Annotated in this window: 9 protein-coding genes; all 9 read left to right on the top strand. The window is 63.7% G+C overall.

The genetic code is table 11. From position 1 onward, the window contains the following. Positions 1–130: 130 nt before the first annotated feature. The gene (locus GWE18_RS14350) at positions 131–3,655 is read left to right on the top strand and encodes a LysM domain-containing protein (protein ID WP_275186383.1); all 3,525 of its coding nucleotides are present in this window, start codon (positions 131–133) and stop codon (positions 3,653–3,655) included. A 133-nt stretch (positions 3,656–3,788) separates the two neighbouring features. Then, a complete protein-coding gene (locus tag GWE18_RS14345) occupies positions 3,789–5,387 on the top strand; it encodes a LysM peptidoglycan-binding domain-containing protein (protein ID WP_275186382.1) in 1,599 nt (532 codons plus the stop codon). Further along, positions 5,381–5,881 carry a hypothetical protein gene (locus GWE18_RS14340; RefSeq protein ID WP_275186381.1) on the top strand — a complete coding sequence of 167 codons (501 nt, stop codon included), beginning with the start codon at positions 5,381–5,383 and terminating at the stop codon, positions 5,879–5,881. The genes GWE18_RS14345 and GWE18_RS14340 overlap by 7 nt, the downstream gene beginning before the upstream one ends. A gap of 17 nt (positions 5,882–5,898) precedes the next feature. Further along, entirely contained in the window at positions 5,899–7,611 is a 1,713-nt protein-coding gene (locus GWE18_RS14335; RefSeq protein WP_275186380.1) for a radical SAM protein, read from the top strand. Then, a complete protein-coding gene (locus tag GWE18_RS14330; RefSeq protein ID WP_275186379.1) occupies positions 7,608–8,516 on the top strand; it encodes a hypothetical protein in 909 nt (302 codons plus the stop codon). Before GWE18_RS14335 ends, GWE18_RS14330 begins: the two co-directional genes overlap by 4 nt. A 17-nt stretch (positions 8,517–8,533) precedes the next feature. Next, positions 8,534–8,893 carry a nuclear transport factor 2 family protein gene (locus GWE18_RS14325; protein ID WP_275186378.1) on the top strand — a complete coding sequence of 120 codons (360 nt, stop codon included), beginning with the start codon at positions 8,534–8,536 and terminating at the stop codon, positions 8,891–8,893. A 74-nt stretch (positions 8,894–8,967) separates the two neighbouring features. Next, the gene (locus GWE18_RS14320; protein WP_275186377.1) at positions 8,968–9,483 is read left to right on the top strand and encodes a zinc ribbon domain-containing protein; all 516 of its coding nucleotides are present in this window, start codon (positions 8,968–8,970) and stop codon (positions 9,481–9,483) included. A gap of 270 nt (positions 9,484–9,753) precedes the next feature. Further along, the gene (locus GWE18_RS14315) at positions 9,754–19,704 is read left to right on the top strand and encodes a choice-of-anchor I family protein (protein WP_275186376.1); all 9,951 of its coding nucleotides are present in this window, start codon (positions 9,754–9,756) and stop codon (positions 19,702–19,704) included. A 114-nt stretch (positions 19,705–19,818) separates the two neighbouring features. After that, complete coding sequence (locus GWE18_RS14310) at positions 19,819–21,564, top strand: type I secretion system permease/ATPase (protein WP_275186375.1); 1,746 nt, start codon at positions 19,819–19,821, stop codon at positions 21,562–21,564.

The following is a 21,564-nucleotide window of genomic DNA, read 5'->3' as shown; positions in this document are numbered from 1 at the left end:
CGACGTCAGCTTGTCATCAGCTTCATTGGCCAAAAATCCGCTGATTGATCGGCATCGGCCGAATGTCGATGCCGGCAGATGCCGCTGCGTCCTAGTGCCCTAATTTTGGTTGAAGACCGGAGCGAAATCGATGTCTGGTGCGAGTCCTGCACGAAGTGTCGCGGAAAAGCAGCGAACGCCTCCTGAGCAAGCTACTGCAGATGATCGACGGGCAGCTCCGGCAAACACCAACCAGGTGCAACCGGGCGCCACCCGCAACGACCGCGTCGCAGCTAGCGGGCAACCGGATCCAGAGTTCGACGCCGCCCTGCAGAAGACACAGCGGGAGCGCAGCCGCGTCGATGGAAATCCGCAGCGCGTTCGAGGAAACGAGATCCCGCATGAGGTGAAGCCTGGCGACACGCTTTACGGGATTTCGCAGGAATATCGCGCCCCGTTCTCAGATGTTCTGAAGGCCAACAGGCAGTTTCGCGATCCCGACCGCATCAAGCCCGGCGATGTCGCCTTCGTGCCGAATGCAGATCCGCGCGTGATAGACGCGCGCGAACAGGTGGCTGGCGCCCATCGCGCGGAGGAAAACGTAGCGTCACTGGAACGGTTGGCGCGCGATCCCAATTCCACGCCGTCGGCGCGCAAGCTTGCGAGCATCGAACTGGAGGGTGCGCGCGGCGAGGTGTCGAAGCGCTGGGGCGACATTCAGCGCTCGGTGGAGAATGAGTTACGCGAGGCAGGGCGCAACGCGGCGCTTCCGGACGTCGCGACAGGTCCCGCGCTCGATGAAATACGCGGCCGGGTTCCCGACGATCCGAAGTATCAGGAGACGGTGGAGAGCGCGCGCACAGCGGTCGACAAGGAATGGCGGCAGGCCGGAACGACCCAGGCCGAAGTGAATGGACTGGTCCGCGATGCGCAGGCGGCCGACCGCTCGGTCGCGTCGTTGGAAGCTGTGGCGCATGATCCGAATGCAACGCCGGGCGAGCGAAAGCTTGCCAACATGGAATTGCAGGAGGTGCGCAGCGCCGCAGGCACGGCGTGGGGCAACGTCCGAACGGAGGTCGAGGGGCAGCTTCGCCTCATCGGGACCGGCAAGCCTTATCCCGAGGAGGCCGTCCGCCCGCAGATCGACGCGCTCAAGCGAAGCCTGCCCGATGATCCGAGGGTTGGAGAAACGATTGACGCCGCCTACCGCAACGTGACCGATGATTGGCGCAAACAAGGTTGGACGCGCGACACGCTCGGCACTATCGTGGACAAGTATGGCGCGGTCGCGCAGGCGCAGCGCGACGTCGATGCGGCGCGGAGCGCCGGCCCTGCCGGGCAGGCACAGCTTGCTGGCCTCGAACAGAATCTCGCAACACAGCGGTCGGCGCTGCGCGAGGAGATCGAGCGGCAGCTCGACAGTGTGGCCGGGCAAGTGCCGCCTGAGCAGCGCGAAATGGCCATCGGTGCGCGCGCCGCCTTGATCCAGGAGCACGGTCCGGACGACGCAGCATTCAAGGAGATCGTCGACCAGGCGACCTACAACAAGACCGTGCAGCCTGGTGTCGACGCCGTACGTAACGCTTACCAGACGCGCGGCGCGAAGGCGGCAGCCGAGGCATTGCGTCAGCAGACGGAAAACGTCTCGCCGGAGACCGCGGAGCGGATCGTCGCGGCAAGCCTGCCGACGATCGACAGCGTCGCCGCCGACATGCAGCGCAGCCTCACGGAAGGCGGTCCGATCGCGTATCAGGACGTCGCCGGCGTCTACAAGGATATCGCCACGGCGACGGACTACGCCGCGCGCGGCAACGATGGTGCTGACGTGACGAGGCAGATCGCCGACATCATGGTGCGGCACCTGCCGAGCGAGAAATTCCAGCCGCACGTCCAGGACAGTCCGGCATATCCGCTGCCGGCCTACCAGGAAGCCGTGATGCAATCGGTCAGCGACGGCACCGGCGCGACGCTGGCGCTGGAGATGGCAACGCAGCTCAAGGACGCCGGCCGGACCGGCGAGGCCGATAGCCTGCTCAGTGCTACCCAGGTCGGGGTCGAGGTCCTTAAAGGCAGGATCGAAGCCGACGTAAAAGCCTTCGGCGATGCGACGGCTGAGGTGAGTCGCCTGCGCGCCGACTGGTCGGGCACGATGTCGCCGGAGCAGCTCGATCGCGCCACCGTCGAATACGTCGCCAACCGGCCGGATCTGCTGCCCAATTTCGATCGCACATACAACGCGGTCGATGGGCTTGGCTATGGCGCGGTGCGCACCAGCATGGCGTTGAACAACGCATTGCCGCGGCTGCAGGGCCTGCCGACCACGGAGCGGCTGACCGAGACACGCAACGAGTTCGTCGGCAGCAAGGAAGCGCAGTTCGCGATGGGGCTGAGCGACAAGGGCAGCAAGGAGGTGCTGCGCATCGTGCTCGGACAGGAGGCGGGAACGTTGTCACCGTCAGCCTCGCCGAACTCATCGGTCAGCGGCACCAGGGGCTTCGTCAAGGAACTTGGCAATGCGTTGATGACTTCGCAGCCGTCCTCGTCAAGCGCGGTCGTCGATCTCGGCGCCGGCACAAGCGCCGCCATTCCATCGGCGGGATCGACAACTTCGAATACCGTCCGCGACATTTTCGGAACGGGCCAGGACGTCAAGCTCGATCCGAAGAAGGCATCCGCCTTCCTTGGCAGCATGAACGGCCTCGGTGCTGCCTTCAACGGCTATCAGGCGGCGCTGGCCTGGGACAAGTTCGCGAAGGATCCCGGCCATCTGCTCAACATGACCAAGGCGGTCTACTATTCGATCGGCACGGGCAAGGAGACGGCCGAACTGCTTGCCGTCGGCGCCCAGCGCGGCTGGCTCGGTTTGGGCGCCGTCCCGGGCGCCGAGCGCCTCTCGACATCCATCCTCGCGAAGGCAAACCGCACCGGGCTTGCGCTCGAGCCGGGATGGGTCAAGTTCAGCACTTACTTCAAGATCGGCGGCGGATTGATCGACAGCGCCTTCGCCATCGATGCGGCCGCCCGCGGCGACTGGATTGCCTCGGGCCTCTATACGACGAGCGCCGGCGGCGGCTTCCTGATGGCGGCCGGCTCGGTCGCCTCGAGCGGCGGCTGGCTTGCGACCTGGGGTGGCCCGGTGGGTGCGGGCCTAGTGCTCGCATCCGCAACCGGTCTCTATTTATACAACGACTCAAAGGACAAGGCCCGGTTCGAAGGGCCGAGCCGCGAATTCCTCGAGGCGGCCGGTTATCGGCCCGAGATCGCCGCGGCGCTGTCCGACTACAGCAACAATGATGGCGGCAGTGCCGGGCCCGCCCTTGCGGCCACCGCTAGGCAGTTCGGCGTGAAGCCCGAGCAGTTGATGGAGCGGCTCAATCGCATGGATCCCGAGAAGGTGCGCGACCTCGTCGACCAGGCGCACACGGTCGATCAGGATGATTCGGGCCGCTTCCCGCTGACAGCCTCCAACGATCGCAATGTGTGGGCGCCTCCGGGCAAAGATCCGGAGTTCGGCGGCAGCTACCTTTATGACCCGCAGGATCACCGTTTCCGGGGTGAGTATCGTGCCGCGCCGGGAAGCTGGTACCCGGCACGAATGGAGGATCCCAATCCACGAAGCATGACGGCGCTCCGCGACTATGCACGGGTGCTGTTCGGTGAGGCGATTCTGGGCTGAGCGTGAATCGGCCGTCTTGAGTCGTCAGGTCGATGTCAGGTCAACGCGCTATTCAATGCACAAGAGCTGGTGGCGTAGCCACCTGCGGGTTCGTCGAAGCGGCGAACAGCGTTAGCAACTGGCGGATTAGACAATGGCGAAGGTCATCGACAGGCCTCTCGCCGCCCGCGCGCAGCGGCCGGCGAAGAAGGAAGAAAGCAGCGACGCACAGGCTTGGTCGGAGAGCTTGCAGCGCGCGACCCAGCCAGAGCCCTCTCGCGTTGACGCTTCCCGCGTTGACCGCGCATCGGCAGCCCAAAACGGGCCGGCCAGGTCCAATGCCGCCAACGACAACATCATCGAACACCGCGCCAAGGAAGGCGACTCGCTCTGGAGCATTTCGCGCCAGTACGACCGTCCCTTTCCCGACGTGCTCAAGGCCAATCCGCAGTTCCGCGATCCGGACGTGATCCGTCCGGGCGAGACCGTGCGCGTGCCGCTAGGTTCGCCGCCGCAACCAAGCGCGCCGCATCCCACCAGCACGCCGAGCGTGCCGCCTCCCACCGGCGCCCCAAGTGTGCCACCCGCCACCGGGGCGCCGAGTGCACCGCCTCCTGGCGGCGCGCCAAACGCCCAGCCCGCGTCGGGCCCGGGCGTGCCGTGCGGCATCGATGCGAGCGCCGGCGCAGCCTGTGCAGTAAATGCAACCACGCCCTGCGGCTTCGATGTGGGTATCGGCACCGCCTGCGGCGCGAACGCATCGCCCTGCGTGGGCAAGCTCAGCGAAGGCACTGTGTGCGGAGCCAAGGGAGGCGGCTGTGCCGCCGTTGCGGGGATTGGCACGGTTTGCGGCGCCGATCTTACCGCGTGTGGTGCGGCGGCGGGCGGCGCAGCGGGGTGCGGCGCGAAGGCGAGCGCCTGTGCGGCGAATGCCAGGGCCGGCGCGGTCTGCGCCGTCAACTACGCGACCTGCGGCGCCAAGTTTACGGAAGGAAAAGCCTGTGGCATCGACGGAAGCTACTGCGGCTCAAAGTACAGCGGGCCGAAGCTCTGCGGGGTCGATGGCAACCTTGCCTGCGGCGCCAAGGGCAGCGCCGGCGTGTGCGGGACGGATGGGAACGTCTGCGGGACCGACGGCACTATCCAGGCCTGCGCTGCCGACGGTGATGTTTGCGGAACCAACGTCGGGGCGGACGCCTGCGGTGTTGATGGCAATGCCTGCGGCACAGATGCGACCGTCGAAGCCTGCGCGGCTGATGGCAATGCTTGCGGCGTCGACGGCGGCGTGGATGCCTGCGTCGCGGACGGCAATGTGTGCGGCGCAGATGCGACCGTCGAAGCTTGCGGAGCTGACGGCAATGTTTGCGGCGCTGATGCGGGCGCCGAAGCCTGCGCGGCGGACAGCAACGCTTGCGGTGCCGATGCGGCCGTCGAAGCGTGCGCTGCAGACAGCGCCGCCTGCGCGGCCAACGCGGTCGCTGAGGCCTGCGCAGCGGATGCCGATGCCTGTGCAGCCAATGCGTCTGCCGACGCCTGTGCCGCCGATGCCGATGCCTGCGCGGCCAACGCGACGGTCGACGCCTGCGGGGCCGATGCGGATGCCTGCGCTGCCAAGGCCGGCGCCGACGCCTGCGGTGTCGATACCGGTGTCTGCGCCGCCAATCTCGGCGGCGTCTGCGGCGTCGATGCGCCGGTGCTCGATCCAATTTCGTTCTGCGCGGTGAACGTCATCCCGGTGTTGCCGTCATGCTGATGATCGACATGCGCAACTCTACCGCGCGCATCACCATGCGCGAGATCACGGCGGCGGGCCGCCGCTACGCGTCGAGCCCGATCGCGCTCGCGAGCTTCATGGCGGGCGTGCGGCTTACACCGGAGGTGCTGCTGGAAGGAGCATGGCGTAGCTCGGCTGGAGCGGCGGGAAACTTCGCGTTCTTCCGCAATCTCATGCTCGGATTGCTGCCGCAGCTCTACGACGTACGCCATCTGGAGGCGCTGGGCGGCCGCTTCGCCCTGCGTGTGACGGGAATCGGCCGCCATGGAGATTTCACCACCATGGCCGTCAACAGGCGCGTGGTCACGCTGACCGGGTTGCCGCTCGATGAGGCCTCCGGCGCCGCCATCGCCGATGCCTCGGTCCGAGCGGACGTGTTTCTCGCGTTGTGGAACGACATGCTTGCCGATCTGGCGGAAACGACACTGGCGCACATCGCGGCGGCACGATCCGCCCCGTCGCGGACGCGCTAAGCAGGACGGGACAGTTCATGCCAGATTTCGAATGCCAGGTTTCCCAGGACGGTGAGCAGCAGGTCGCGTTGCTGGCGCAGGATTCCGCGCGAGCCGGCGCACTGGAGGTGGCGGCCCGGCAGGCGCTGTCGACCGTTCATGGCCGCCAGCGAGAGGCAACGGCGAGCCGCTACAAAGTCTCTCGCTACGACATTCCGGTCAAGCTTGCCGATGGCGCCGCGCTGCTTTTCAATTCGCGGACACGGTCGCTCATCCTGCTGTCCGATGGCGAGGCCGAGATCTATCGCGGGCTTGCCGAACGATCGGCCTTCTCAGGCGGACAGGTCAGCGACCGATTGTTGCTCGAAGCGCTCGTCGGCGGCGGCCACGTCGTGGGCGCGATGGTCGACGAGCTCGCCGTCGTGCGCGACAGCTACGAAGCGACACGGGGCGCCAAAGGCAGCCTCACGCTCACGATTGCGCCGACCATGGCCTGCAATTTCGCCTGCGGGTACTGCTTCCAGGGCCTGAACAAGCCGACCACGAAGATGAAGCCTGACGTTCAGAACGCCATCGTCGATTTCGTCAAGGCGAAAAAGGACCTCAAGTCGCTGAGTGTCGTCTGGTACGGTGGCGAGCCCCTGATGGGCAAGGATTCGATCTTTCGCCTGTCAGATCTGCTGATTTCCTACTGCGATAAGCACAAGATTGCCTACAGCGCCGGAATCGTCTCCAACGCCTGGTTCCTGAACGGCGAAATGGCCGCTCAGCTCTACACCCGCAGAGTCCGTTGGGTGCAAGTGACCGTCGATGGCGATCGCGGGACGCACGACAAGATGCGGCCCCTGACGTCAGGGCACGGCACCTTCGACCGCATCCTCGACAATATCGCCGAGGCGCTGGACCAGACCGCGATCTCGATCAATGCGCGCGTCAATGTCGGTCAAAGCAACGTCGACAATGTGAATGCCATGCTCGATTGTTTCGTCGAGCGCAATTTCGCCAAGCGCGGCAATTTCAGCGTCTACTTCGCACCGATCGAGGCTTCGACGCCTGAAAGCGGCAGCGCCTACGAGGAGAGACTCTCCCGCGCGGAATTCAACCGCAAGGTCCTCGCTCTGGAGGAGCGCGCGAGGCGTCTCGGCTTCGCGTCCATCCAGGCGCCGTCGAGTGGCTTCGCCGGGATGTGCGTGGCCGCCTCGAATGGCGGTTACGTCGTGTCGGGCGAGGGGGACGTGCATAAATGCTGGGAGACGGCGCACGATCCCAGCAAGCGGACCGGCAGCATCTTCGAGCCGGATAAGCTGCACGACAGCGTCAACGCCAGCCTGTGGTCGCAATGGACGCCCTTCGACAATCCGGTTTGCGCTTCGTGCAAGATCTTGCCGATGTGCGGCGGCTTCTGTGCACACCGTTTCATCTACAGCAATCCGGCCGAAGCCGCGCTGCCCTGTCCAAGCTGGAAATGGAACACGGCCGAATACATCTTCAGTCGCGCCAAGGATCTCGGCGTGGTCTCGGCCGACAAATGGCTCCCTGAGGAAGCAACCGTCGAGGCCAAGCAATCCGGCGAGCGTCATTCGCTTGATACGCTGCAGGCAGCGCAAGTGCGCGTGCTGGAGAAGGTGAGCGTGCTGCACGGACGGCAGATCGACAGCGCGATGCTGTTTGCCGGCGAACCGGCGCTGGAGGCTGTGCCTTCGCACGCGCCGACCGAGGCAGACCGGGCGCTGGAAAGCACAGAGCCGTGAACGCGATCCCTCCGGCCAGCGCCTTCGATCTGACCGCCGACAGGTTCGACAGCCTTGTCTCCAACAGCTTTGCCGCCAGCAAAGAGAGCCGCCACGTGCGCGACCGCCTGATTGCGCAGGTCGACGGGGGACGCCTCGACCACATGCTTTTGCGCGCGCGCAGCGGCGTGGTCGTGTCTGACGCGGTCAACCGGAAAGCCGCGCTGAACATTATTGATTTCGCCTTTGAGCCGATCGTGATGCAAAACATGTCGACGGATCAGGCGATGAGATATTTAGGGGCGGTGGAGAACACGCTCCATGTTCGCGAGGCGGGCGGGCTCGACTGCTCTGGTCCGCTTTGGGTCGACACGATCCACCATGTCTGCGTCTTCTCTGTGCTGTTTCAGCTTGCGGCATTCCTTGGCAAGAACCGGAAGTTCAGCCAAGTGGTCCTTTTGCATCAGGGTCAACGGCCGGAGCCTCGGCTGCGCATCATCGCCGACCTGCTGCGCCGAGCGCACGGCGTTGTTTTGGTGCCGCTTCCGCTCCAGGGAAACTGGTTCGCGCGCCTCGGGCGCCTGACGACGCCGGACACCGTCATCTACTATCTGACCGACATGCCGCCGGAGGCGTTCCCGCAGGCGGCGCGAAAAGAGCGGGGCCGATCGCGTCTTCTGCTCACCCATGGGCCGGGGCCGGCGCTTCAGGTCGAAACGATCTCCGGCTCGCAGAGCTTTGCCCGTCGGCTCGGAGCGCCGCGCATCGTGCTCGACTATCCGTCGACGGACAGCCTGCGCATCCGGCCGATCGGCGCGGACGAGGCCGCTGTGTCCCTCTGTCCGCTTGAGGATTGGGTGTTCTGGCCGCTGCTTGGGACAGCACGACAGCGGGCCGCGGCACACAATGACTTCGTATCCAGTTGAAGGGGAAATCGTCGGATATGCAGCGAGAGGCACAGGCACTCGTCGATGAATGGGCGCAGACATTCAACACAGGAAGGGTCGCCGATCTGGCCCGCTTCTACACGGCGGATGCGCGGATCGTGCCGCCCGGGCGATCAACCCTGGTCGGCGCTGAAGCGATCTGCATGTTCTTCGCCGACATTCGCGCACAAGGCTTTCGCGACTATGCCGTAGAGGTTGGTGACGTGTTCGCAAAGGACGCGTCTCTGGTCGTGTCGGGCCGATGGGAACTTCGGGGACCCGATGCAGGCGGTCTGCAGCTCTACAAGGGCAACTGGATGAACCTGCTCGCGCACGGGAGTACAGCCCGCCTCATCGCCGTCCACATGTGGAACTGATCCAGGTCCGATTTGAGCGACGGGGCGGGCCTCCACATTCAGGAGTCAGGGGCGATGTCCAGGGAGATCCCGGAATGACTTTGATGCGGTGTCCGGATTGTGGCCGGGAGATCAGCGACCATGCGACGGCCTGCCCCGGATGCGGCAGGCCATTACAGGAACGCGGTCCCGCTGCGAGCGGGGAGTGGGCAGGGCGGCCGCCTTACTTCTACGAGTACAAGTCTCAGATCATTCTGTTCGGCCTGCCGCTCGTCCACGTCATCTTCGGCCCGACATGGCTCATCGGCTTCAAGCCTGCCCGCGGCATTATTGCGGTGGGCAATATCGCCATCGGCTTCATCGCGTTCGGCGGCGTCGCGATGGGTCTCGCGGCATTCGGCGGCATCAGCCTCGGCCTCGTATGCGCAGGTGGAATGGCGCTGGGGCTGGGGCTGGGCGCGGGCGGAATCGCAACAGGCTATTGGGCTCTAGGCGGCATCGCGATCGGCGTCTACGCGCTCGGAGGGCTCGGGATCGGCGCTCACACCCTGCAGAACGACCCCGATATGCTCCGCTTCCTCAGCGCCCCGTTCGGCCGAGGATCGAGCTAGCAGGGCTGCGCTCTCAAGAACACCAGCAGGCGTCTGCTCGCGAGCGCGCTGACAAATTTCTTCAGGCATATCAGCGGTACGCCTCGGCGGACACGCCGCCAGAGGTCTGCGTTGGACAACGCATAATGGTTAATAAACCGTCACCTCGCTGTAATTTACGCCAGTCTATATTCCCGCCGCTGGATGCCCCACGTCCCCTCTTTTCAATGCTGCGCGAGCCCTTCGTGCCGCTGCGGCAGGTCTTTGTCTTTTTTGCAATGGAGATCATAAATGGCTCTCGGCCCGGGTTCGATTGCTTTCGTCGGTTTCAACGCGGACGGTCAGGACAACATCGCGTTTGTCGCGCTGGAGGCAATTGCTGCAGGAACGGCAATCTACTTCTCCGACAACGAGTGGGATGGTTCGGCCTTCAACACGGGTGAAAGCTATACGCGCTGGACCGCGACCGCCGACGTCGAAGCCGGCACCGTAATCAGCATCGATAACTTCACGAACAACGCCAGCAATCCGATTTCGACCAACCGCTCCGATCTGGGCACCGTCGGCACGGTAACGGTGAGCGGCAGCTCCAACCGCGGGTTCTCCAATGGAGGCGAGACCGTTTACGCTTATCTCGCGCCTGCCGCCACGCCAAATCTGCCGACAGTATTTCTCGCTGCCGTCGCCAGCAACGGGTTCACCGACGCTACGACTACAGGACTTCTTACAAATACCGGGCTTGCAGCCGGTACAACGGCGCTTCAGTTGACTGGCGGCATCGATCTCGCCGTCTTCAACGGTTTGCGCAACAACCAGGCGAGCTTTGCCGACTATCTGCCAATCATCAATAATCCGGCAAATTTCACCCAGCTGAACAACAGCGGCGACGATAGTCCAGGCAACATTCCGTTCTCTGCGGTGGATTTCACCACCGAGGTCGGCACGCCGCCGCAAACGGTCGCCTTCGCCACCGGTTCTGTCCCGATCTCCCATGTGGAAGGCAACACCGGAACGACGGCCTTCACTTTCACTGTAGAGCGCACCGGCGGCACGACCGGTGACGTCAGCTTTAGCGGCCAACTGACCTCGGCAGCGGCCAATGCCGCTGATTTCAATGGGGCTGCGGCTGTCCCGTTCACGTTCAACGGAACGATACCCGCCGGCCAGGCTTCGGCAACCGTGACTGTCCAGATCAATGGCGACACAACGGTCGAGCCTGACGAGAGTTTTACGCTGACGTTGCAGACGGCGACCAACAATGCGGCGGTTTCCACCTCGCTCGGCGCCCAGACCACCGCAATCGGTACGATTCAGAACGACGACGCGCCCACAGGCAATGTGATCGGCGGCATCACGATCCTGGACCAGGCGCAGTCGCTGCAGGGGTCGGCCACGACGCCGAATGCAACCAACCCAGTTCAGCTCGTGCGGCTCGACAATTTCACGCCGGCCGCCGGCACCAATGCCGAAGTGGTATCGTTCGATCCTTCGACCGGTCGCGCCTACGTGCTCAACACCGCTGGCAATCAAATCGACATTGTGGCCATCAGCGCCAGCGGCGCGGTGAGTCTCGTTTCCTCGATCGACTTGACCGCCCTCGACGGCTTTGGCGGAGCAAACTCGGTCGCGATCAAGAATGGTGTTCTCGCCGTCGCCTACGCCAGCGATCTGCCGGGCACCAACGGCTCTGTCGCATTGTTCGGCGCAAACGGCGCGCTCATCAATACCGTGGAAGTGGGCGCTGGCCCCGACCAGATCGTGTTTAACGCCGATGGATCCAAGTTGCTGGTAGCGAACGAAGCCGAGCCGGTGTCGATCACGCTCCCCGGAGGCGGGTCGCAGCTCGTAAACCCGGAAGGCAGCGTGTCCATCATCAATCTTTCGGGTGGCACCGCCAACGCAACCGTGTCCAACACGATTTCGTTCGAAGGCCTCGACGGCTTCGAGGCGGTGCTGAAGCAGGCAGGCGTTGCGCTGCTCAACGGCCAGTCTGCATCCGCGGACATCGAACCGGAATACATCACGGTATCGCCGGATGGAACCCGCGCCTATGTGACATTGCAGGAGGTCAACGCAGTCGCCGTGATCGATCTCACCGACGCCGGCGCGACCAAGCCGCTGGCGATTTTGCCGCTCGGCGGCATCGATCGCAACCTGGCCGGCAACGCCTTCGACGGTATCGACCGTGGCGGGATCAATATTCAGAATGCCGACGTGATCGGCCTGCTTCAGCCTGATGCGATCGCGAGCTTTGCTATCGGGGGCGAGACCTATTTCGTTACTGCCAACGAGGGCGATGCGCGGGTGGGACTTGATGACGAGTCCAATCTCGCACAGGTGACGCTTGATCCGACGGCCTATCCGAATGCGGCGGCACTCCAGGACAGCACCACCGGCCTTGGCCGGCTTCGTGTCCGTTCCGACCTCGGTGACACCGACGGTGACGGCGACATCGACCAGGTCTTCGCATACGGCGGCCGTGGCATTTCGATCTTCAAGCAGAACGCCGACGGCACCATCACCAAGGTTCGCGAGACTGGCGGTGAGTTCGAGGCGATCATTGCACGCGATTTTGCGACGCGCTTCAACATCGACACGGCTGAGGGCGGTGCCGTCGACAATCGTTCTGACAACAAGGGTTCGGAGCCGGAGGGCGTCGATATCGGCGTCATCAATGGGCGTACTTACGCCTTCGTCGGCCTCGAGCGCGTTGGCGGTGTCATGGTCTATGATGTCACCGATCCGGCCAATGCGTCGTATGTCGGCTACCAGCCGCCGCTGGCTGGCGAGGGTAATGCGCCCGAAATGACGAAGTTCATCAGCGCCGCAGACAGCCCGACCGGTACGGCGCTCGTGCTTACCGCCAACGAAGGCAACTCAAGCGCCGGATATGCGGGCGCAGGGCTGACCGTCTATGCGGCCCTGCCGCAAAACTACACCCAGGAGATTCGTGTCGCCTCGTCCTCGACCAGCGTGTCGCAGGTGGAAGGCAACACCGGCACCACCGCGTTCACCTTCACCATCGAGCGCACCAATGGCACCATCGGCGCAGTCGATGTGACACTGCAATTGGCGGCGGGTGCGAGCAACGGCGCCAACGCGCAGGATTTCGCGGGTGTCATGAACCTGCCGAGCAACGTCACTGTCACCATTCCGGCCGGTCAGGCGTCGGCGACGGTCACGATCAACGTAGCCGGCGATACCGCATTCGAAGCGAGCGAGAACTTCACGGCCACCATCACTGGTGCGACGACGACGCAAGCGGGCGTTACCGCCGCGGTAAGCGCCACCCAGGCGGTCGCGACCGGCACGATCCAGAACGACGATGTGGCGCATATCTACGACGTCCAGGGCGCTGGGCACCGCTCGGAATTCGTGGGCCAGCAGGTGACCGTCCGCGGCATCGTCACCGCGATCGACGCGTCCGGCACGGAGAATGGCAGCAACAACCCGGTCGGCTATTATATTCAGGATGCGGTCGGCGACGGCGACTACCGGACCTCGGATGCTGTCTTCGTTTTCCTGGGTACGGGTGCCGACGTGACGATCCCAAGCGGCATCGTTGTTGGTGCGGAAGTGCAATTGACCGCAACCGTCAGCGAGTTCGCTGGCACGAACCAGCTTTCGGTGACGCAGCTCAATCCAGTGGCAGGCACGACGAGCGTGCTGTCGACCGGCAATGCACTGCCGACGGCCGTCCGCGTGGGCGATGTCGATAACCTCACAACCGGCCTCGAGCGCAAGCCGGCCCTGGTGTCGCTCGGTGACGATGATGTCGATACCGCTCCCCCGGCTGGCACATATGACCCGGTCAATCAAGGATCGGATTTCTGGGAATCCCTGGAAGGTATGCGCGTCACGCTTGAAGATGTGCGGGTTACCAGTCCCTTCCACTCGAACTTTGACGAGCAGTTCGTCACCCCGAACGTCGGCGCCAACTCCTCAAGCAATTCGCGTGGCGGCCTGACCATCAGCGACACCACACCCGGAACGACGCAGCCGGCCGACAAGGTGTTCGACTTCAATCCAGAGCGCATTCAGTTGGATGACGAGGCAGGCGTGGCGCTGCCCACCGGCCTTCAGACCGGCGATCGCCTGGGTGATGTGACCGGCGTCGTCAACTACGCGAACGGCCAGTACGAGGTCAACACGACCGAGGCCTATGGTCCGGTGACGGCCGCGAACCTGGAAAAGGAAACCACAACCATCGTGGAGAACCTGGACCGGATTCGCGTTGCGACCTTCAACGTGGAAAACCTGGCGCCGGTTGGCCAGCCGGTGGATGGTGTACCGACGCCGCAAAGCAAGTTCGACGGTCTTGCGGCCGCCATCGTCGGCAACCTCAAGGCGCCCGAGATCATTGCGCTCCAGGAGGTGCTGGACAATGACGGTGCTACCAGCTCGAGCATCACAAGCGCTTCGCAGACCTTGTCGCAACTCATCGACGCCATTGTTGCTGCCGGTGGACCGCGTTATGTGGCTATTGATTCACCGCCGATCGACAACATCGGCGGCATTCCGACCGGCAATCAGCGTGTGGCCTATCTGTATGACCCGCTGGCGGTTTCGCCGACCGCGCGCAATGGCCTGACGGACATTGTCAGCGACGCTGATGGCGTGAAGGTACAACAGTTCGCGAGCGCCAACCAGATCGGGCAGGGCAATACCGACTTCACCGCCACGCGTAAGTCGCTGCCGATGGAATGGTCGCCCGTTGGTTACACCGACGATCAGGGCGGCACATTCTGGACTGTCAACAACCACCTCTCCTCGAAGGGCGGTTCAGCGCCGCTTTACACCACGTTGCTGGACCTGCCGCTTTACGCCGACCCGATCAACGGATCCGCGCAACAGACCGGCACTTCGAACGAGCGTGAAGGGCAGGCCGAAACGATCAACGCGTTCGTCGATGGGCTACTGACCAACGCGTCGGCGACCGACGACCGTATTGTCGTGTTGGGTGATCTCAACGACTTTCAGTTCTTCCCGGTGGTTGATCTCATCACGGGACAGCTCACTCGCACCACCGCGGGCCCGGATGGGACTCCCAGCATCTTCGCGCCCGGCACCGCTGTGCTTTCGGAACTGATCAGCAAGCTCCCTGAAAACGAGCGCTATTCCTACAATTTCGACGGCAACGCGCAGGCGCTGGACCACATCCTGGTTTCCAACAACCTGTTTGACAGCGCTCAGTTCGATATCGTGCATATCAATTCGGAGTTCATCGACCAGCTCTCCGATCACGATCCGTCGGTGTCGTCGCTGGTGATGTCCCGTTCAGCTGCGATCGCAACCTCAGGCAACGACGTGTTCGACCAGGCCGCATATACGGCGAAGTTCGGCGTGCGCGGCAGCCTCGCCGGCAACGACACGATCGACGGCCTTGGCGGCGATGATCGCATTGCCGGTGGTAGCGGCAATGATGCCATTAACGGTGGCAGCAACGGCGCGGCGGGTGACGTTGCGGTGTTCACCGGTGCGCGCAGCAACTACACGGTCACTGTGCAGGGTGGCTCGTTCGTCATCACCGATACCCGCGCGGGCTCTTCAGACGGCATCGATACCATCACCAACGTCGAGAGGTTCGAATTCGCGGACCGGACGCTCACGGCCGCTGAGTTGACCGATGCAACGGGGCCCGTGCTCACCGCTGCGACGCCGGCGGACAATGCGACTGCGGTCGCGGCTGGAAACAACATAGTGCTCACCTTCGACGAAGCCGTCGCGGCGGGTACCGGAAACATCGTCATCAGCAACGGTGCGGGAGACACGCGGACGATTGCGATTGGCGATGCGTCGCAGGTCACGATCTCCGGCAATACCGTCACCATCAATCCGACGGCCGATCTGGCTGCCGGTGCGACCTATGATGTCACGCTGGCGTCGGGCGTGATCACCGACGTCGCCGGCAACGCTTTCACGGGCCTCGCGCAGAACGATCTCGACTTTACCGTCGCGGCGCCGCTGACCTACAAGCTGCAGATCCTTCACGCGTCGGATTTCGAGGCAGGCCTGAAGGCGATCGACGATGCGCCGCGCTTCGCAGCCATCGTGGACCGGCTCGAGGATACGTTTGCCAACTCGATCACCCTGGCGTCGGGCGACAATTACATTCCGAGCCCGTTCTTCAATGCAGCCAGTGATCCGGCGCTGGCGTCGTTCTTCCCGCCGAGCATCGGCCGGGCCGATATCCGCATCCTGAACTCGATCGGAATCGAGGCCTCCGTCATCGGCAACCACGAGTTCGATCCAGGGCCGCGCGATGTGCAGAATCTCATCCGCCCCGCCGCGGATCCCGACGGGGCCGGTCCGCTGAGCGGCTACGAAGGAACCCAGTTTGCCTATCTCGCCGCCAACCTGAACTTTGCCGGCGAGCCCGACCTGGCGCCCAACGCCCAGACCACGCCGCTGACTGAAGCGACGTTTGGTGTCGGCGCAAGCGGTGGCCGCCGGATCGCGCCGTCTACCATTCTTGAGGAGAACGGCGAGAAGATCGGCGTTGTCGGCGTCACGACCCCGGTGTTCGAAGACATCACGACGCCGGGCGGGGTCCGGATCGTGGGCCCGCGCACCCTGGAAACCGATGCCGACTTCATCGCGCTTGCAGCGATTATCCAGCCGGCGATCGATGCCGTCATCGCTCAAGGCGTGAACAAGGTCATCATCGTTTCGCAGTTGCAGGAGCTGAAGAACGAGCAGAAGCTCATTACCTTCCTGAAGGGCGTCGACGTTGTGATCGGCGGCGGCTCGAACACGCTGCTCTCCGACAGCAACGACGTTCTCCGTCCGGGCGATGTCAGCGAAGGCGAATACGCCCAGATCATCACCAACGCGGAAGGCAAGAACACGGTTCTCGTCAACACCGACGGCAACTACAAGTATGTCGGTCGGCTGGTGCTCGAGTTCGATGCCAACGGCGACATCATTCCCGGCAGCCTCGACCCGAGCATCAACGGCGCTTATGCCACCGACGATGCGGGCCTGGCCCGTGTTTATGAAGGCTCCGGCATCGATCCGTTCGCCGAGGGCTCGCGTGGTGACACGGTGCGCGATATCACCACCGTGATCGACGGCATCATTACCCAGAAGGATGCCGTTACCTTCGGCCGCACCGATGTATACCTTGAAGGCCGACGTGGCGAGGTGCGCTCGCAGGAAACCAACCTCGGTAACCTCTCCGCCGATGCCAACCTGTGGTACGCCAAGTCCGGCTACGACGACACCGTTCAGATCTCGATCAAGAACGGCGGCGGCATCCGCGACTCAATTGGGTCGATCAGCTCCGAGGGCGACGGCGCGGAACTGCCGCCGGCTGCGAATCCGGAAGTTGGCAAGGAAGCGGGTGAGGTCAGCCAGCTCGACATCGAGAACTCGCTGCGCTTCAACAACCCGCTCAGCCTTGTCACATTGACGCCGCAGCAACTGCTTGAGGCTCTTGAAAACGGTGTTTCCAATCCGGGCGGTATCTTCGCCCAGGTCGGTGGCCTCCGGTTCAGCTATGATCTGACGCGCCCTGCGGGGGATCGGGTTCGCTCGGTCACGCTGGTCGATGAAAATGAGCATGTGATCGCGGTTATTGTCGCCGACGGTGAGGTGGTTGCGGATGCGCCTGCGGCGATCCGCATGGTGACGCTGAGCTTCCTGATCGGCGGAGCAAATCCCAACGCTCCGGGCGGGTTCAACCGGCCCGACGGCTTCCGGTTTGCCGAGTACATCGCGGCCAACCCGGCGTTTGCCAATCGCGTCGACCTGTCTCCGGATAATTTGCCGGCAGACGACGTGGCGGCCCGTACCGGCGCCGGCAGGTTCACCGACGACGGCTTCGAGCAGGACGCACTGGCCGAATATCTCGCGGCGAACTTCTCGGATACCCCGTTCGGGCAGGCGGATACGGCTCCGGCCCAGGATCAGCGCATCCAGAATCTGGTCGCAAACGGTGGCAACGACACCGTTCTGCCGATCATGGGAACCGACGGTGAGGACGACCTCTCCGGTACCGCCGCGAAAGACTCGATCTTTGCCAAGAACGGCGACGATCGCGTTCGTAGCCTCGGCGGCGACGATCTCGTGCTCGGCGGCGGCGGTGACGACGTCATCGAAGGTGGCGACGGCAATGACCGTCTCGAGGGCGGCGAGGGCAATGACTTCGTCTTCGGCGACGCGGGTAATGATACCGTGCTGGGCGGTGCCGGCGATGATCGCCTTCGCGGCAATGACGGCAACGACATGCTGGCCGGCGGCATTGGCGACGATAATGTTAACGGCGGCGCGGGCTCGGATGCTTATGCCTACAAGCTGGGCGACGGCTCCGACATCATTGCCGAAGCGGCCAATACCCCGGCCGATACCGATACGCTGGCGCTGGTTGACATCAATGCTGCGGACGTCACGTTCCGCCGGTTTGGTAACGACACCCGGATCGAGCTGTCCAACGGCAGCGTGATCACGTTGAAGGATCAGCGCGCAGGCGGCGGCGTCGAGAAGGTGACCTTCGCCAACGGTCAGGAGCTCGATCGGAGCGGCATCAACAGCGCGATCGTCAATCGCGGGCCGGTGGCAGTCGACGACACGGCAGCAACCGTTGCGGAAGATGCGGCAGCGTTCGTCATCCCGCTCGCCGACATACTCGGCAACGATACCGATGCCGATCTTGACGCGCTCTCCATCACGGCTCTCGCCAATATCGTGGGCGGCACGGCCGAAATCGTAGTCGGTGGCATCCGGTTCACGCCGGCTGCCAACTTCAACGGTGCCGCTTCGTTCGAATACACCCTCAGCGACGGCAACGGTGGTTCGGATATCGGCAAGGTCAGTTTCACGGTGACAGCCGTGAACGATGCGCCGGTGCCGACCACGCCGGTTGCGGTTCAGACCAACGAGGATACTCAGCTCGTTGGCCAGATCGCAGTGACCGACGCCGAAGGCGACACGCTGAGCTACGCGGTCAGTACTGCCGCCCAGCACGGCACGGTCAGCGTCAATGCGCAGGGCCAGTACACCTACACGCCGGCTCTGAACTTCAATGGCAGCGACAGCTTCATCATCAAGGTCAGCGACGGCATTGCGCCGCCGGTTGACGTCGTGGTGAACATGACGGTTGCACCGGTGAACGACGCGCCGACGGCGATCTCGCCGGTTGCCGCGAACACGAACGAGGATACCCAACTGGTCGGCCAGATCGTCGCAAGCGATGTGGACGGCGACGCGCTGAGTTACCAGGCTGGTACTGCCCAGCACGGCACGGTCAGCGTCAACGCGCAGGGCCAGTACATCTACACGCCGGATCTGAATTTCAACGGCAGCGACAGCTTCATCATCAAGGTCAGCGACGGCATTGCGCCGCCGGTTGACGCGGTGGTGAACGTGACGGTCGCCCCGGTGAACGACGCGCCGGTCACGGTGGACGATGCCGCAACCGTCGGCGAGAACCAGTCGAAGGCCTTCGCCCTCACGGCGAACGACTCCGACGTCGAGGATGGCGTTCCGCCAACCTTGACCGCCTTTGAGGTGACGGGGGTATCTGGCATCAATCTGAGCAACGCGAACGCGCAGTCCGCTTTCACGATCAACCAAGGCGGCCAGCTGCAGTTTACGCCGGGCAACCTGTTCGATGGCTTGAATACGGGCGAAAGCGCCACCATCTCGATCAGCTACACGGCGCGAGATGCCGCCAACGCTCCATCGACCGGAAACTTCACGCTGACCGTCGCCGGCGAGACCGACGCCAACGTGATCAACGGCACAAACGGCAGCAACCTGCTATTTGGTACTGAAGGCGTCGATCTCATCAACGCAGGTGGCTCGACTGACTTTGTCTTCGCCCAAGGCGGCGACGACGTCGTCAATGCCGGGACCGGCAATGATTTCGTGTTTGGCGGCGCTGGCAAGGACATCCTGCGTGGTGAAGCTGGCCGGGATATCCTGTTCGGTGAGAACGGAAACGATACGCTGGCTGGCGGCCGGGGCAATGATCAGCTCTACGGCGGTCTGGGTAACGATGCCTTCGTGTTCCAGCGAGGGGACGGACGCGATCTCGTGTTCGACTTCCAGTCTGGTGCCGGCTCGGATGACGTCATTCAGCTAGATGCCGCTGCATTTGCCGATTTTAATGCGCTGATGCAGTCGGGCGCGGTGTCGAACACCCAGATCGGTGCGGAGATCGAGTACAGCGACGGGTCCAGCATCACGCTCGTCGGGGTCAACAAGGCCACGCTCACGGTGGACGATTTCCGCTTCGCCTGACGTCCATCGCGGGTTTGATCCTTTAAATGGGGGCGCACGCGCCCCCATTTTGTATTGTCAGATATCTGTAACAATTCTCGGCTACCGCCAAAGTGGGATGAGTGAGCGCAGCCATTGACAGCCAGTCGGCAACGATCCGGAGGTGCCCGCGGGGAGCTGGATACCGCGCTCGCGCTTTGTCGCTCGGCGTTCCTGGCCATCGCCGGCTTCAGCGCTATCCTCAACATTCTGGCGCTGACGGGCTCCATGTTCATGATGGAGGTCTATGATCGCGTTCTGCCCAGCCGGAGCGTGCCGACGCTGCTGGGTCTGCTTGCGCTGGTGCTCACCCTCTACGTCTTTCAAGGCTTGATGGACGCCCTGCGCGGCAGGCTGCTCGTTCGGGTCGGCATCCGCGTCGACCAGGCCATGTCGGATCGCGTCTATGCGACGGTGATGCGTTTGCCGATCCAGGCGCCAAAGCGCGGCGAGTCGATCCAGCCGCTGCGCGATCTGGATTCAGTGCGCGCTTATCTGTCAGGCGCTGGACCAACTGCGTTCTTCGATCTACCCTGGGTGCCTCTCTATCTCGCGATCTGTTTTGCCTTCCATTTCTGGATCGGCGTCACGGTGCTGGCGGGCGCGCTGATCCTGGTTTCGCTGACGCTGCTGTCGGAGCTGCTTGGCAGGCAGTCGACGCTGGACGCCAATCGTATTGGCAACCAGCGCGCACGCTTGGCAGAGACGAGCCGTCGAAACGCCGAGGCTTTGACCGCGCTCGGCATGGTCAGATGGATTTCCCGCCGCTGGCAGTCATTGAACCGGCAATTCCTCACAGGCCATGCCGATTCGAGCGATCTCGCCGCGGGCCTTGGCGCCATGGGACGGACGTTCCGAATGATGCTGCAGTCCGGCGTGCTTGCCGTCGGCGCCTATCTTGTGATCAACCAGCAGGCCACCGCCGGCGTCATTATTGCGTCGTCGATTCTATCGGCGCGGGCGCTCGCACCTGTCGATCTTGCGATTTCCCACTGGCGCAGCTTCGTCGGCGCCAGGCAGGCTCGCGCGCGTCTGAACAAGCTGCTCGTGCTACTGCCCGAACAGAGAAACCCGACGTCACTGCCAAAGCCGCAACGCGGACTCACTGTCGATAATGTCAGTGCGGCGCCGCCGGATGTCCAGCGTGCGGTCGTGCACGAGGTGACCTTCTCCCTGAAGGCCGGCAATGGGCTCGGCGTGATCGGTCCGAGCGCATCGGGGAAGTCGTCGCTTGCCCGGGTTCTGGTCGGTCTGTGGACGCCGGCGCGCGGCGCCGTCCGGCTTGACGGCGCAACGCTTGACCAATGGGTGCCCGACGAACTCGGGCGCCATATCGGCTACCTGCCGCAGGACGTCGAACTGATCGAAGGGACAGTTGCGGAGAACATTTCACGATTTGACCCCAACGCCTCGTCGGACGCGATCATCGCTGCGGCGAAGGCTGCGGGAGTCAACGAGCTCGTGCTTTCGCTGCCGCAAGGCTACGACACCGAGATCGGCGAACAGGGCTCCTCACTATCGGCCGGACAGCAACAACGCATCGCGCTGGCACGTGCGCTTTATGGCGATCCGTTTCTGGTGGTGCTCGACGAGCCGAATTCCAACCTTGACGTCGAAGGCGACGAAGCATTGACAAAGGCCATTCTCGGCGCGCGGGCGCGGGGCGCGATCGTCGTCGTGGTAGCGCACCGGCCGAGTGCGTTGTCCGGGGTCGATCACGTGCTCGCGCTGAATGGCGGGCGACAGCAGGCCTTCGGCCCCAAAGACGAAGTGCTGGCAAAGGTGCTACGGCGTGACAGCGTCGTCAGCGCACCCAAAGTTGTCGCGGGCGCTCAAGGGTAA

Origin of the sequence: Bradyrhizobium sp. CSA112, from assembly GCF_029051645.1 — a bacterium.
GTDB lineage: Bacteria > Pseudomonadota > Alphaproteobacteria > Rhizobiales > Xanthobacteraceae > Bradyrhizobium.
This window is presented reverse-complemented; position numbering and strand designations above follow the sequence as displayed.